Source organism: Paraburkholderia sp. SIMBA_030 (assembly GCF_046535245.1).
Taxonomy (GTDB): domain Bacteria; phylum Pseudomonadota; class Gammaproteobacteria; order Burkholderiales; family Burkholderiaceae; genus Paraburkholderia.
The window spans coordinates 1-233 of record NZ_JAWRXB010001715.1 but is presented as its reverse complement, the minus strand read 5'-3'; the positions used below and the strand labels follow the sequence as shown (position 1 = coordinate 233).

Genomic DNA, 233 nt, shown 5'->3' with positions numbered 1-233 from the left:
CCTCGTGCGGCGCGCGCTGCCCGGCGCGCTGGCGTGGCTGATCGCGCTGCTGCTGTTCTTCCCGATCTTCTGGATGGCGATCACCGCGTTCAAGACCGAGCAGCAGGCCTACGCGTCGACGCTGTTCTTCGTGCCGACGTTCGACAGCTTCCGCGAGGTGTTCGCGCGCAGCAACTACTTCGGCTTCGCGTGGAACTCGGTGCTGATCTCGGCGGGCGTCACGCTGATCTCGC

At 66.5% G+C, this 233-nt stretch carries 1 pseudogene; it reads left to right on the top strand.

Annotated features, from left to right (window positions below):
• Positions 1 to 4 precede the first annotated feature (4 nt).
• Positions 5 to 233 (top strand): annotated as a pseudogene (locus tag SB772_RS45870) (carbohydrate ABC transporter permease); the annotation flags it as partial.